The organism is Thermaerobacter litoralis (assembly GCF_054654595.1).
Map to the genome: position 1 here is coordinate 451,362 of NZ_BAAIES010000009.1, position 13,684 is coordinate 465,045.

12 protein-coding genes and 1 tRNA gene are annotated in these 13,684 nt (G+C 73.3%); 4 read left to right on the top strand and 9 right to left on the bottom strand.

Annotated features, from left to right (window positions below; genetic code table 11):
- Positions 1 to 23 precede the first annotated feature (23 nt).
- On the bottom strand, positions 24 to 650 hold the full coding sequence (locus ACYQ02_RS08985) for a cytochrome c-type biogenesis protein (RefSeq protein WP_460040105.1): 627 nt from the start codon (positions 648 to 650) through the stop codon (positions 24 to 26).
- A 222-nt stretch (positions 651 to 872) separates the two neighbouring features.
- Here ACYQ02_RS08985 and ACYQ02_RS08990 point away from each other — a divergent pair, with 222 nt between their 5' ends.
- The gene (locus tag ACYQ02_RS08990; protein WP_460040106.1) at positions 873 to 1,496 is read left to right on the top strand and encodes a DUF1405 domain-containing protein; all 624 of its coding nucleotides are present in this window, start codon (positions 873 to 875) and stop codon (positions 1,494 to 1,496) included.
- Between the two features lie 267 nt (positions 1,497 to 1,763).
- Here ACYQ02_RS08990 and ACYQ02_RS08995 read toward each other — a convergent pair whose 3' ends face one another.
- The 8 genes from ACYQ02_RS08995 to ACYQ02_RS09030 all read right to left on the bottom strand — a co-directional run bounded on the left by ACYQ02_RS08995 (position 1,764) and on the right by ACYQ02_RS09030 (position 11,233).
- Positions 1,764 to 2,609, bottom strand: coding sequence for a cell wall hydrolase (locus tag ACYQ02_RS08995; RefSeq protein ID WP_460040107.1), 846 nt, complete (start codon positions 2,607 to 2,609; stop codon positions 1,764 to 1,766).
- Positions 2,610 to 2,752: 143 nt separating this feature from the next.
- Positions 2,753 to 4,159, bottom strand: coding sequence for an HD domain-containing protein (locus ACYQ02_RS09000; RefSeq protein WP_460040108.1), 1,407 nt, complete (start codon positions 4,157 to 4,159; stop codon positions 2,753 to 2,755).
- 37 nt (positions 4,160 to 4,196) lie between these two features.
- Complete coding sequence (locus ACYQ02_RS09005; protein WP_460040109.1) at positions 4,197 to 5,102, bottom strand: molybdenum cofactor biosynthesis protein; 906 nt, start codon at positions 5,100 to 5,102, stop codon at positions 4,197 to 4,199.
- A gap of 270 nt (positions 5,103 to 5,372) precedes the next feature.
- Entirely contained in the window at positions 5,373 to 7,130 is a 1,758-nt protein-coding gene (gene phnE, locus ACYQ02_RS09010; protein WP_460040110.1) for a phosphonate ABC transporter, permease protein PhnE, read from the bottom strand.
- Entirely contained in the window at positions 7,127 to 7,951 is an 825-nt protein-coding gene (gene phnC, locus ACYQ02_RS09015) for a phosphonate ABC transporter ATP-binding protein (protein ID WP_460040111.1), read from the bottom strand. The genes phnE and phnC overlap by 4 nt, the downstream gene beginning before the upstream one ends.
- A 134-nt stretch (positions 7,952 to 8,085) precedes the next feature.
- Positions 8,086 to 9,000 (bottom strand): phosphate/phosphite/phosphonate ABC transporter substrate-binding protein, encoded by a 915-nt coding sequence (locus ACYQ02_RS09020; protein ID WP_460040112.1) that lies wholly within the window; start codon positions 8,998 to 9,000, stop codon positions 8,086 to 8,088.
- 431 nt (positions 9,001 to 9,431) lie between these two features.
- Positions 9,432 to 9,504: transfer RNA gene (locus tag ACYQ02_RS09025), tRNA-Val, on the bottom strand.
- Positions 9,505 to 9,700: 196 nt separating this feature from the next.
- Positions 9,701 to 11,233 carry an FAD-binding oxidoreductase gene (locus tag ACYQ02_RS09030; RefSeq protein WP_460040113.1) on the bottom strand — a complete coding sequence of 511 codons (1,533 nt, stop codon included), beginning with the start codon at positions 11,231 to 11,233 and terminating at the stop codon, positions 9,701 to 9,703.
- Positions 11,234 to 11,443: 210 nt separating this feature from the next.
- On the opposite strand from ACYQ02_RS09030, the gene ACYQ02_RS09035 reads away from it, so the two are divergent.
- The 3 genes from ACYQ02_RS09035 to ACYQ02_RS09045 are packed head-to-tail and all read left to right on the top strand — an operon-like array spanning position 11,444 to position 13,634.
- The gene (locus tag ACYQ02_RS09035) at positions 11,444 to 12,769 is read left to right on the top strand and encodes an HD-GYP domain-containing protein (RefSeq protein ID WP_460040114.1); all 1,326 of its coding nucleotides are present in this window, start codon (positions 11,444 to 11,446) and stop codon (positions 12,767 to 12,769) included.
- A gap of 6 nt (positions 12,770 to 12,775) precedes the next feature.
- Positions 12,776 to 13,258 carry a chemotaxis protein CheX gene (locus ACYQ02_RS09040; RefSeq protein ID WP_460040115.1) on the top strand — a complete coding sequence of 161 codons (483 nt, stop codon included), beginning with the start codon at positions 12,776 to 12,778 and terminating at the stop codon, positions 13,256 to 13,258.
- A gap of 16 nt (positions 13,259 to 13,274) precedes the next feature.
- Positions 13,275 to 13,634 (top strand): response regulator, encoded by a 360-nt coding sequence (locus ACYQ02_RS09045; protein ID WP_460040116.1) that lies wholly within the window; start codon positions 13,275 to 13,277, stop codon positions 13,632 to 13,634.
- Positions 13,635 to 13,684: the final 50 nt, after the last annotated feature.

Below are 13,684 nucleotides of genomic sequence, written 5' to 3' on the forward strand. Positions count from 1 at the left end.
GCGTCCCCGCCGGGAGCGTGCGGTCACATCCACCGGCGCAGGGCGTCGGCCAGGGCGTCGGACGAACCGGCGGACCGGCCGCCGCCCTCCCCGGCCACCCCGCCCGCACCGCCTTCCGCCGCGGTGCCCGGCGTTGCATCGCCCGGCCGGGCCGCCGGCGTGGCGCCCCGGGCATCGCCGGGGTGGCCGGAGCCGCCATCGGGCCCCGCCGCAGGGTCCACCGCCGGTTCCACCGCGATGGCCCCCGGCGCCGCCCGCCGCCCCCGCCACCACCACGCCAGGAGCCCCGCTCCGCCCGCCACCGCCAGGAAGGGGGCCGCCCAGCCGAGAAGATACCAGCCGGACCGGGGGGGCATGTACACCACCCAGGCACCGTAGCGGTCGGCAAAGGATTGCAGGATCTCGTCCCGGCTGCGTCCCTCGGCCAGGAGCCGGCGGATCTCCTGCCGCATCTCCAGGGCCACGGCGGAGTTGGAGTCGGCCACCGACTGGCCTTCGCAGACGGGACACCGCAGGGCCCGTTCCAGGGCCCGGGCCTCCCGCTCCCGGGGGTCAACCGGAGCCAGCTGCCACGCCAGGACCGGCGCCACCACCAGGGTGGCGGCCAGGACGGCGATCCAGAGCCAGGACGGGCGGGTCAAGGCGCTCACCCCGTCCACCAATGTAACCTAGGTGCCGGGCCGGTGCCACGGGCGGGCGACCGAGGCGGTCGCGCCCACCCCGCGGAACGACGTGGCCACGCCCCGGGAACGACGCGGCCACGCCGGGAACGACGCGCCCACCCCGCGGGAACCACGCGCCCACGCCGCGCGAAAGCGAGAACGAACGCGAGAAAGACGAGAACGAAAAGGACGTACCATGGGAGCGACATCATGACCCGTCTCTTGAGAGCGATCTGGGGATGGCTGCTCGGCCTCCCCCACAACCGGCCGGCCACCCGGCTGCTGGTGGTCGTCAACGCCGTGGGTTCGGTCTGGGGATTCTGGTGGTACCACGACCAGCTGGCGGCGACGCCGGGGTGGAAGTGGCCGGTGGTCCCCGACTCCCCCACGGCGTCGACCCTGTTCACCCTGGCGCTGGTGCTGCAACTGGCGGGCCGGCGGCTGCCGGCGCTGGAGGCATGGGCCTATCTGGTGATGATCAAGTACGGCCTCTGGACCGTGGTGGTCCTGGGCGGCTACGCCTTGCAGACGGGGGCCCTCGGCGCCGAGGCGGCCCTGCTGATCGCCTCCCACGCCGGGATGGCCGTGGAGGCCCTGATCTACCAGCGGGTCTATCCGGGTTCCCTCCGGGGCCTGGCGGCGGCCGCCGTCTGGAGCGGGTTCAACGACGCCGTGGACTACCTGGCCGGCCTGCACCCGACCCTGCCCGGGCCGGAGGTGCGCTCCCTGGCCGCCGCCGCGGCCCCGCTGCTGACCGTGCTGGGCGCGGTGGCGGTGTACCGGGCGGCCGCAGCGAACCGTCGCCCCGCTCCCCGGCCCGCGCCCCCGGCATGAATCCCCCGCCGCATCCCTGCGACCGGCCGTTCTGACCAGCGGCCCCGGCCGGCCGCCGTCGCGCGGTCCGCGGCCTGTTTCGCACGAGCCGTAGCCGCCGGAGCGCGGCTCCCGGCGGCCGCGGCACGGCGACCGGCACGGCTGCCGGTGCCGGTTCATCCTGCGGGGCGCCGGCGCCCCTGGCGCCGCCGTCCCGGGTGCCGCCATCCAGGATGCTGCCCTCGGCGGGGGCGTGGTCACCGGCATGGAGGCGGCCCTCTGCCGTGCTCACCGGGCGAAGACGTGGTTGCCGATGCGGGCGGTGACCTCGAGGGAGCAGAAAAAGTCGTCCCGGGCCGCGTCCCCTTCGCACGGGTGACGGGCGGGGTTGTAGAAGTAGAGGGCGCCGTGGGAGGGATCCTTGCCCGCCAGGGCCTCCCGGGCCGCCCGCCGTTCGGAGGAACCCGGCCGCACCTCGGGCAGCCGCTCCGCCGCCGTGGGGAACTGGCCGCGCTGGAAGATCACCGCCCGGATGGAGTCGGGGAACTGCGGGCTGCGCACCCGGTTGAGGATGACGGCGGCGACGGCCACCTTCCCCTCATAGGGCTCGTTGCCCGCCTCGATCTCCACCATGCGGGCCAGCAGCTCCACGTCATCCAGCTGGACCTCACCGGCGGAGGCCGCCACCGCCCGGGTGCGGGAGGTGGCCGCCTGCTCCGCCTGGCGGGCCGCCTCGGCCTTGCGCACGGCCTCCCGGCGGGCCAGCTCGCGCTGCCGCGCCTGCTCCCGCCGCCGGGCCTCCTCCTTGCGGCGGGCCTCCTCCTGCTGCCGCAAGCGGGCCAGCCGCTCCTGGCGCACCCGTTCCCGGTGGGCCGCCCAGAGGGTCTTCCCGACGGTGCGCTTGTGCTGCCACTCGATGCGGGCGATGGCCTCGGCCTGGCGCTCCAGCATGGCCTGACGCGCCACCTGGGCCCGCAGGGCGGGCTGGGGAACCAGCGGCGCCGGCCCCTGGGCCTGCACGGCCTGCACCGCGTGCCCGGCCCCGACGGCCGTGAAGGCCCACAGCAGCGTGCCCGTCAGGACGCCGGCGTGGAGCAACTGGCGTGGGGTTGGACGGGTCGTAGGACGTGCCATGGTGAAGCCATAGTAACCGCTGTGTAACAAAAATGCAAGAGGTCCGTGTCGGAAAGTTTACAGCCCCGCCCCCAACCCCGTGCGGCGCTGCGCTGCGGAAGCCACGCGGCAGCGCGGGCCGGCGGAAGCCGATCCCGCCCGCCTCAGGAGGGCTGCCAATCGGCCGGCATCCCCAGCATCGCCCGGAAGGGTTCGACCAGTTCGGCCGGAGCCGCCAGGAGGACGTACTTGGCCTGCTCCCGGAAGTTGCGGGCGATGTTGGGCGCCAGGACCGACACCTCGGGATCGGCCGTGGTGTAGACCCGGTTCCCTGCCACCACGGGCACCTCGAAGAACAGCTCCTTGCCCCCGCCGACGATGTCCACCAGCAGGTGGTGATCCTCCACCGGGCGGCCCAGGCGCCGGGCCAGCTGGCGGCAGGCGTCCCGCGACCAGGCCTCCCGCTCCCAGTACCCGGCCCGGACCAGGTCCCGGATCTCGGTGCCGTACTCGCCCGCCAGGGCCCGCGGGTAGCTGAGGCGGACCACCCGCTTGTAGAGCCGGCGGCCGGCCCCCGTCAGCCGCTCGACCAGATCCCGGGTGGCCGGGTGGGGCACCGCCCGCAGCACCGCCAGGGCCTGCTCGTCGTCCAGGTCGACGAAGTCCTCGATGGCGAAGGCTCCGGCCCGCAGGGCCTCGGTCAGGGCGCGGCGCAGCATGGCGGCGGCGATCCGGCCCGTGTGGTGCCAGTAGACGTCCCGGTACATGATGTAGGACGCGAAGATCAGGGTCTCCACCGCCGACACGCCCTTGGGGGTGACGCCGATCCCCATGCCGTCGGGCGTCCAGCAGACCGCATCCAGCAGGCGCTGGTAGTCGATGCCGCGGCCGTAGGGCACGCCGATGTGCTCGCTGTCCCGCGCCAGGTAGTCCAGCCGGTCGGGGTTGATCGGGCCCGCCAGCAGGTTGGCCAGCCGCGCGGCGCCGGGGTCGCCGGGGGCCGGTTCTTCCCGGATGACCCGGCAAACCCGTTCCGGATCGACGCCCCAGAGATCGGTCAGGATCTGCCGGATCTCGGCATTCTCCCGGATGATGGCGGCCCCCCGTTCCTCGTGGCGCGGCAGCCGCCCGGCCAGCACCGGGTCGTCGTCGGGGATCTCCTCGATGGTGTGGGAGAAGGGGTAGTGGCCCACGTCGTGCAACAGGGCGGAGACCAGGAAGGTGGCCACGTCGCCGGGCGAGAGGATGCCGCCCGGGACGGCCGTGTCCCCCGCCGGGCGGGCGCCGCGGGTCAACAGGGCCAGCACCAGCCGGCGGGCCATCTCGTAGGTGCCCAGGGAATGCTCGAACCGGGTGTGGACCGCCCCGGGGTAGACCAGGAAGGCCGGGCCCGTCTGGCGCACCCGGCGCAGCCGCTGGAAGGCGGCGCTGTCGATCAGGGCGCGCAGGCGCCGGGTGGTGGGGATGTTGCCGGTCACCGGGATCCGGACGGGAGGGAGCTCCCGGTCCCAGGCCAGCAGTTCGGGGACCTCGGCGGGATCCCAGGTGGTCGGCGTCCCCAACGTCGCCACGGGCGGCCTCCCCCCTTCTCGCAAATTCATCGGAAGTTCACCGGGACGAACCGGCGGCATCCCCCGCGGGGGCCTCGCCGGCCGCGGGCACCCCCACCCATTCGACCCGGCCGTCGGCATAGTGTTCCCGCTTCCAGATCGGTGCCCGGACCTTCAGCTCGTCGATGGCGTAGCGGGCAGCGGCGAAGGCGGCCGGCCGGTGGGGAGCCGCCGCCGCCACCACCACGCTGGCCTGGCCGGTGGCCACCGGCCCAGTGCGGTGACCGATGGCCAGCCGGGAACCGGGCCATCGGGCCTCCGCCTCGGCGCCGATACGGGCCAGTTCCTCCGCGGCCATGGGCAGGTAGGCCTCATACTCCAGGTGCTCCGTCTCCCGCTCGGCGGTGAACCGGCGGGTGATCCCGATGAAGAGGACCACCGCCCCGTGGCTGGGGCGCGCGACGAAGCGGAAGAGCTCGTCCAGGGACAGGGGCTCCGGTGTGACGAAGAACCGGCCGTCGTCCCCGGCGGCCACCCGCCCCAGCGCCGGGGATGGGGCCGGCCCGGTCCCCGGCGGCATGGGTTCGGACGCGGCTGCGCCTTCGGCCACCACCCCCGGTTCCGCGCGGTGCCCGGCGGCAGCGGCCGGCCCCCCCGGGTCGCCACCGGCGTCCTCCTGGTGCAGGGATCCCCCGCTGACCGGCGGGATCAGGGCGACCTCGTCGCCCGGATGGACGGGGGTGCCGGTCTCGCAGTAACGGCCATTGACCGCCAGGCGGCAGAGGTCCAGCAGCGGCCGCCACTGGGGGTACCGGCGGCCCAGTTCGTCCCGAACGGCCTGGGCCGTCGCCCCCACCGGCAGGACCAGCTCCAGCTGGCGCGCACCAAGGCGATCGGCCACCACGGCGAACAGCCGCACCCGCACCGCGACGCCGGCCGGTGCGGAAGGCACCCGTTCGACCACAAGCGGTCCCCCCTTGCCATCCCCTCTGGCGGCCCTTCATCCTTCCTTCATCCTTTGTGTTCGCCCTTCGCCGGCTGGCGCCTGCCGGGGTCCATCGGGGCCGCCGCGCCCGCCGCCCGCCGCAGGATCCGCCCGGGCGGCCGCCGCGGCGGGAATCGCCACCCCTGCACCAGCGGATGCGCACGGAACACGGTGGGCCGCGCGCAAAAGACCGGGGCCCGCCTCCGGAGAGGCGGGCCCCCGTTGACCCGCGGGGATGGCTGCCGCCCGTCAGACCAGCCGGCCACGCAGCCGGGAACTCACGGCGTCGACCACCAGCACCGTGGCCAGGATCCCCAGCAGGACCATCCCCACGTTCTCCCAGTTGCGCAGCTGGACGTTGAAGATCAGCGAGGTGCCGATGCCGCCCGCGCCGATGACGCCCACCACCGTGGCCGCGCGGATGTTGATCTCGAACCGGTACAGGGCGTAGGAGAGGAACTCGGGCAGCACCTGGGGCAGCACCCCGTGCCAGAAGGTCATCAGCGGCGACGCCCCCACCGCCTGCAGGGCCTCGATGGGTTCCCGATCCACCGCCTCGACGGCCTCGGCATACAGCTTGCCCACCGTGCCGATGGAGTGGAAGCCCACGGCCAGCACGCCGGCGAAGGGCGACGGGCCCACGGCGGCCATGAAGATGATGGCCAGCACCAGCTCCGGAAAGGTGCGGATGGCGTCCAGGAAGCCCTTGCCCACCACCGCCAGGGACGTGGCCACGTTCCGCGCCGCCAGAAAGCCGAAGGGGATGGCGATGACCGACGCGATCAAGGTCCCGAGGAAGGCGATCTGCAAGCTCTCCGCCACCCCTTCGAAGACCTTGCCGCTGTAGTCCCAGTTGGGCGAGAAGAGGCCGCGGAAGACGGGACCCGGGTCCCCCACCAGGGCGAAGCGAACCCCCTGGAAAGCCCAGGCGTAGACCACCGCCAGCACCGCCACCATCGCCACCCACCGCCAGGCCGCCCGCCGCGGTGGAACCGGCGCGGAACGGCCGGCGGGCTGGGGCGTTCCCGCGGCGCCCCCATCGCCGCCGGCAGCCGCCGTGCCCACCGGGGAGCGGGCGAGGCCGGGTTCTTCCGCCATGAGGACCGGGTCCGCGACCGCCAGGGCCGGCGCGCCTTCCACCAGGCGCTGGCGCCAGCGGGTGCTGATCCAGTCGACCACCACCACCAGGACGAACAGCATGACGACGATGGCCATCAACCGGTCGTAGCGGAAGAAGGTGAGCTGGGTCATCATGGTCGAACCGATGCCGCCGGCGCCGACCAGGCCGAGGACGGTGGAGGTGCGCAGGTTGATCTCGAACATGAAGAGGGTGTAGGCGATGAAGTGGGGGAGCACCTGCGGCACCACGGCGTAGACGATCCGGGCGAGACGGGAGGCGCCGACCGCGTCCAGGGCCTCCAGCGGGCCGGGGTCGATGGCCTCCACCGACTCGCTGACCAGCTTGGCCACGATGCCGGTGGAGAACAACGTCAAGGCGAGCACGCCCGCCGTGGGGCCGATGCCCACGGCCGGGACCAGCAGGGCGGCCCAGACCAGGTCGGGGATCGACCGGATCAGGTTCATGATGGCGCGGGCCACCTGATAGGCCCAACCCGTCCCCGCCACGTTCCGGGCCGACAGCAGGCTGAGCGGCACCGCCAGGATGGCGCCGAAGGTGGTCCCTAAAAGCGCCAGCCGCAAGGTCTCCAGCAGGGGCTCCACCGTCTCGGGCAGGTAGCCCCAGTCGGCGGGCCACATCCGGCCCAGCATCCGGGCCACGGTGTCCAGGCCTTCCCAGAGGTCGCGCAGGCTGACCCGCGTCCCCTCGGAGCTCCACACGTAGAGGACGACCAGGACGACAAGCCAGAGCAGCGTCTCCGCCCGGGCGCGCAGGGCGGGGCGGGGATGAACGGGCTGCCCGGGCTCCGGCCCGGCGGCAGGGCCGCGGGCCCCGCCGCCCTCCCCCGCGGCACCCGGCTCCCGGGGTGTCCGAACGGGCGGGGTCACTGGCGGCTCCCCTCCCCAGGCGCCACCGCGGCCTCCCGGGCCAGCGGCGCCCCCTCGGCACCGCCGCGGAAGTCCTCGGCGCGGACGGGGCGACCGTAGATCTCCTCGAAGGTCTTCTCGGTGACCCCGGAGGCGGGGCCGTCGAAGACCACCTGCCCGTTGCGCATGCCGATGATCCGGTCGGCGTAGGCCAGGGCCAGGTCGATGAAGTGCAGGTTGACGATGGTGGTGATGCCGTCCTCCCGGTTGATCCGGCGCAGGTCGCTCATCACCACGTGGGAGGTGGGCGGGTCCAGGCTGGCCACCGGCTCGTCGGCCAGGATGATCTTCGGTCGCTGGGCCAGGGCGCGGGCGATGGCCACCCGCTGCTGCTGGCCGCCCGACAGCTGATCGGCCCGCACCCAGGCCTTGTCGGCGATCCCCACCCGGTCGAGACACTCCAGGGCCAGGCGCACGTCCTCCCGCGGGAACCAACCCAGAAGCCCGCGCCAGGCCGGCGTGTGGGCCAGCCGGCCGGCCAGCACGTTCTTGATCACCGAGGACCGCTTGACCAGGTTGAAGGTCTGGAACACCATCCCGATCTGCGACCGCAGCCGGCGCAGCTCGGCCCCCTTCAACTTGCGCACGTCCACGCCGTCCACCAGGATCTCGCCCTCGCTGGGCTCGATCAGCCGGTTGATGCACCGGAGCAGCGTGGACTTGCCGGCGCCGCTGAGGCCCACGATGACCACGAACTCGCCGGGGTTGATCGTCAGCGTCACGTCCCGCAGGGCCCGGACGCCCCCCGGATAGACCTTGCTGACGTGGCGAAACTCGATCAATGGCTTCACCCTGCCGTGTTAGGATCCCGGCGCACGGGACGGGGAGCCTCTGCTCCCCGTCCCGTCCCGCCGTGCTTCAAACCTGCCGGGCGCCCGCCTTCCCGCCGGCCGCGACGGCGGGCCCGCGCGTTGCCTTAGTCGGCCAATTCCTCCAGATCGATGCCCATGTCCTTCGCCACGTTGCGGATGATGTCGAAGTCGCTGTCCTTGGCGTCGGTCAGGCCCTCGATCTCGTAGATGTCGAAGAGGACCTTCTTGCCCTCTTCCGACTGGGCGATCTTGACGAAGGCGTCGTGAATCCGCTTCTTCAGGTCGTCGCTCAGCCAGCTGGCGACGGAGATCGTGTCGTTGGGGATGGGATCCGTGTAGGCGATGACCTTGACCTTGTCCATCACGTCGGGGTAGTCGTCCTTGAGCAGCGTGCGGGCGTCCTCGAAGCTGGCGCCACCGTCGGTCTGCCCGTTGTAGACGCTGAGGACCGCGCCGTCGTGGCTGCCCGCCATGATGGCCTCGATGTCCTTCTCGGGATCGACGCCGTGCTTCAACAGGTAGTGGGCGGCGAAGAGGTAACCCGACGTGGAGGCCGGGTCGACGAAGGCGAACTTCTTGCCCTTGAGCCCCTGCACATCGTTGATGCCGCTGTCGGCCCGGACGAAGATCTGCGCCCGGTAGCTGTCGTTGCCATGCCGGACGCTCTTGAACATGACCTCCACCGGGTCACCGCGGTCCTTGGCGATGACGTAGGCGAAGGGGTTCAGGAAGCCGATGTGGACCTGCTCGTTGGCCATGGCCTCGACCAGGCCGATGAAGTTGGTCGAGACGAAGACCTCGACGGGGATCCCCAGCTCGTCGGACAGCATCTTCCCCAGCGGCTCGGCCGTCTCTTGCAGGGTGGTCGCGTTCTGCGAGGGGACGAAGCCCATGACCAGCTTCTCCGGGTCCTTGGGCTCCTGAGCCTGCTGGTTGCCGCCACCGCCGCAGGCGGACAGCACGAAGGCCGCCACCAGGAGCAGGGCGACCAGAATCGAGGCGGCTTTGCGCTTCGGCACGTCAAAGAAGCCTCCTTAATGATGCCCGAGTCGGGGGACGGGGCGGGTGCCGGCAACCCGGCCCGTCCAAACCCAGAACTTGTTTGGCGATCCGAGCCCAACTTCCTTCCGCTCGACTGTCGAAAACCGCCGGCAATCCATGGCCTCCTTAGCCGGTGGAACCAGCGGCGCTGCCGCGGCGCGCCTCCGGCCGAGCCGCGCCGCGGCGGGCCGGCGGCCGCTGCCGAACCGCCGCGCGCCGTCCATGGGGCGCTCGGGCCGGCACCCGAGGTGACGGTGCCCGGGTCGGGCGTCCTACGGCTATTTTGGGCAAGTCGCCCTTCGCCAACCCCGGCGCAGGGATCGGGGTTCGGTCAGCCCAACGGGCCGCCGGCCGGATCCGGTGAAACAGAAAACCCGCGAAGGCTTGTGCCTCGCGGGTTTCTTCCTTGTGGGCGCGGGAGGACTCGAACCTCCGACCTCTTGAATGTGAGTCAAGCGCTCTAACCGCTGAGCTACGCGCCCACGCCGCATCGACCGCCGGGGCGGCGTCACAGCGCCATTATAGCCGCCCCCGGCCCCACCGTCAAACCGCTCCCCACCGCTCCCTTCGCTGTTCCGCCATCAGCACCTACCGGGACTTTAGGCAGTCCCTTCGCTGTTCCCTCACCCCACCTACCAAACCGTAAGGCAGTCCGTTCGCCGTTCCCCGCGGGCGTCCTCACAGCCCGCCGGGCGGCTGCGCCCCACCCTGCCCCACCGCCGGCGCGTACCCGTCGGGCAGGACCTTGCCGGGGTTGAGGATCCCCCAAGGGTCGAGCAAGGCCTTCAGCTGGGCCATGAGGCCCACGGCCGCGGGGCCGTGTTCTTCCAATAGATATTCGCGCTTGCCGAGGCCGACGCCGTGCTCCCCGGTGCACGTGCCGCCGCGCGCCAGCGCGTCGCGAACGATGGCCGCGCTGGCCTGCCGCGCGCGCCGCAGCTCGTCCTGGTCCGCGGGGTCGACCGCAAACAGCACGTGGAAGTTGCCGTCGCCGGCATGGGCCACGATCCCGGCGGCAAAGCCCAGCGCCTCCATGGTCCGCCGGGCGTGGCGGATGGCCGCGGGCAGATGGGACAGGGGCACGCACACGTCGGTGCTCAGCTTCTTCCGCCCGGGCGCCAGCGCCGTCACGGCCAGCCCCGCGTGGTGGCGGGCGTCCCAGAGCCGCTCCCGGCCCGCCGGGTCCCGTTCCAGGACGAACCCGGCCCCGCCCGCCGCCGCGCAGGCGGCCTCCGCCGCGCGCGCCTCGGCCTCGACGGCGGCCTCGCTTCCCGACCATTCGAGGAACAGGGTCGGCTGCTCGGGATAGCCCGTCCCCCGGAAGGCGTTGACCGCCGCCAGGGTCCGCTCGTCCAGGAGCTCGATGCGCGTGGCCGAGGGGCACCGGCGGGCCACCTCCACCGCCGCCTGGGCCGCGGCCTCCACGCTGGGGAAGACCACCCGGGCGGCCACCACCGCCTCCGGCAAGGGGTAGACCCGCAGCGCCAGGGCCGTGATCACGCCCAGGGTGCCCTCGGACCCCACGAACAAGGGCGTCGGATCCCAACCGGCCACCGCCCGGGGCAGCGGCACCCCCGCCTCCAGGCTGGCGCCCGCGCCGTCTTCGCCCGTTCCTCCCGGACTACGGCCAGCATCCCCCAGCCCGCGCGCCAGCACGCCGGTGTGCAGCACCCAGCCGCCGGCCAGCACCACCTCCAGCCCCAGCACCTGATGCTTCATCGCCCCGTAGCGCAGGGCGTTGGTCCCGCTGGCGTTGGTGGCGGCCATGCCGCCCAGGGTCGCGTCGGCCCCCGGGTCCACCGGGAAGAACAGGCCCTCCCGGCCCAGGTAGGCGTTCAGGCGGGACCGCCGCAGGCCGGGTTCCACCACCACGATGCGGGCAACGGGGTCCAGCGCGCGCACCCCGTCCATCCGGGCCAGGTCGAGGCTGATGCCGCCCTGCACCGGGATCACGTGGCCCTCCAGGCTGCTCCCCGCGCCGAAGGGCACCACGGGCACGCCGGCGCCCGCCGCCCAGCGCAGCACGGCCGCCACGTGGCCGGTGTGCTCGGGATAGACCACCACGTCGGGATCCCGGGGCGGGTGGACCGTCAGATCGCGGCCGTGCTCGGCCCGCTCCGACGGGCCGGTGCGCACCCGTTCCGGCCCCACCAGGTCCCGCAGGGCCGCCACCCACCGGGCCGCCTGCTGGTTCGCCGCCTCCTGGTTCATCCCCGCACCCCCTGCGGCCGCCGCGCCGGTGCCCTCGCCGCCTAAACGGGCCTCTGGCCCCATCCGATAAGGAGGACACAAGCCCTATCAGGGATCCATGACTTTCCGGGCGTGGCGCGGCCGGCCCCTGCCAAAAGGGTTCGAAACCGCCCTTTCGACAATCTTCGCGGCCTGGGAGCCACCCGTCGCCACCCAGGGGGGAGGAACGCCATGCTTCGCGTCGCCGTGGACGCCGTCGCCCCGGGCGCCGTCCTGGCGCGGCCCCTCTACGCCCCCACGGGGCAGCCGGTGCTGCGGGAGGGCCATCCCCTAAATGATTCGGTGTTGCCGCGCCTGGCCTCCTTCGGCATCCGGTACGTCTGGCTGGAGGAACCGGCCCTGGCCGGGATCACCCCCTGCGAGCCCCTCCAGCCCGACACCGCCCTCCGGGCCGGTGCCATCCTGACCCGCCTGGCCGCCGCCGCCCACGACGGCACGCCCCGGCTTCCCCCCGCCCTGCGCCAGGACCTGCTGAACCTGGCCGGCCGGATCGTCGAGGAACTGGAGGCGCTGGGCCGTTCTGCGGGCGCCCGGCCGGTGGGGCTCAGGGGGCCCGGGCCCGCGGGTCCCGCCCCGGCCGCCGAGGCCGGCGCACCGCTGCCCTACCCGGCCCCGGGGGACGCCATGGGCGATTGGGTCGCCGGCGTCCTAAACCGGGCGGTCCTGGCCGGGCTTCTCGCCCTCTCCGGCCCCTACGTCCTCCAGGCCCGGGACTTCGTCCTGGCCGCGTTCCTCCAGGACGTGGGGCTCTGGCGGGTGGCCGAGGTGGCCCCGGCCTGCCATCCGGTGGCGGCCCTGGACGGGCTGGGCGGGCTGGACGGAGCCGGGACGGGGAATGAGGGGACCGGCAGCCCTGCCGGCGGCGGCCCGGCCGGCGGCGGCCCGGCCGGCGGCCTCGCCGGCGGCGGCCCCACGGGCCGGGGGTCCATCCACCGGGCCGCTCGGTCCCACGTCACCCTGAGCCTCCAGTGGCTGGCCGGCGTGGATCTGGGGGGCCTGGTCCGCGCCCTGGTGGCCCAGCACCACGAACAGCTGGACGGCGCCGGCTATCCCGACGGCTTGCGGGGCGACGCCTTCCACCCGGCGGCCCGCCGGCTGGCGGCGGTGACGGCCTACACCCTGGCCGTCTCGGGCTGCGCCCACCGGGCCGGCTGGCTGCCCCACGAGGCCTACGAGTGGTTGCTGGCGGAAGGCGGCGGGCTGTGGGGGCCCGACGTGGTGGAGGAACTGGCCGCTTTGCTGTTTCCCTACCCGCCCGGGACCCTGGTCCAGCTGGACGGCGGCCTCTGGGGCGTGGTCGTCGACTGTGCCGGCGCCCGGCGGCTGCGCCCCCGGGTCCGCCTGTTGCCCGCCCGCTGGCAACCGGGTGCCGGCGCGGTGGGGGCGGGGCAGGAGATCGACCTGTTGGACGAACGAACCCGGCAGATCACCGCCTGGGCGGTGGCCTGGCCGGTCGCCCCGGCGGGCGCCCCGGCGCCCGCCGGCGGGGGGAGGTGAGACGGCGTGCGAGTGGAGTACATCCGGCCCTTCCTGGCCGCTGCCGTCGAGGTGCTCAAGGCGGACTTCGGCGTCGACCGGGTGGAGCGGGGCGAGCTGCGCATCGAGACCAGCTACTACACGACCCAGGAGGTCACGGCCATCATCGGCCTGACCGGCGAGATCGAGGGCACGGCCATGTTCGGCACCACCAAGACCACGGCCCGCCGCATGGTGGAGGCGGTGACCGGCGTGTTGCCGCCCGTCTTCGACGAGATGGCCGAGAGCGCCTTCGCCGAGTTCGGCAACGTGGTCTCCGGGCGCGCCTCGATCCTGTTCGAGCAAGAGGGGTGGCAGTGCACCATCTCGCCCCCCACGGTGATCATCGGGCGCGGCGCCATCATCTCCAACGGCGGCATCCAGCGGTTGATCGTTCCCCTCGAGACCCCCCTGGGCGAGGTGCAGCTGGCCGTGGCCCTGCGGCCCGCCGGCCAGCCGGCCCGCGCCTGACGGAGGAGGCACTGCCGTGGCAAGGATCCTGGTTGCCGACGACGCGGCGTTCATGCGCATGCGCCTCTCCAACCTGCTGACCGAGGCGGGCCACACGGTCCTGGAAGCGACCAACGGGGCCGAGGCCGTCGAGCAGTACCGCCAGCAGCGGCCCGATCTGGTCCTGCTGGACATCACCATGCCGGTGATGGACGGCCTGGCCGCCATCGAGGCGATCCGGGGCATCGACCCCCAGGCCCGCATCGTCGTGTGCAGTTCCCTGGGCCAGCAATCCATCGTGCTCAAGGCGATCCAGAGCGGGGCCCGGGACTTCATCGTCAAGCCCTTCCAGCCCGACCGGGTCCTGGGCGCCGTGGACCGCGCCCTGGCCGGATGAACCGGCCCCGACCGCAACGGGCCAAAGGGCAACGCGGAGGGAAAAGGAGG

Excerpts from the sequence above, each read along its gene's own strand:
- ACYQ02_RS08990 (WP_460040106.1), top strand. The coding sequence starts at position 873 with ATGACCCGTCTCTTGAGAGCGATCTGGGGATGGCTGCTCGGCCTCCCC.
- ACYQ02_RS08995 (WP_460040107.1), bottom strand. The coding sequence starts at position 2,609 with ATGGCACGTCCTACGACCCGTCCAACCCCACGCCAGTTGCTCCACGCC.
- ACYQ02_RS09030 (WP_460040113.1), bottom strand. The coding sequence starts at position 11,233 with ATGAACCAGGAGGCGGCGAACCAGCAGGCGGCCCGGTGGGTGGCGGCC.
- ACYQ02_RS09035 (WP_460040114.1), top strand. The coding sequence starts at position 11,444 with ATGCTTCGCGTCGCCGTGGACGCCGTCGCCCCGGGCGCCGTCCTGGCG.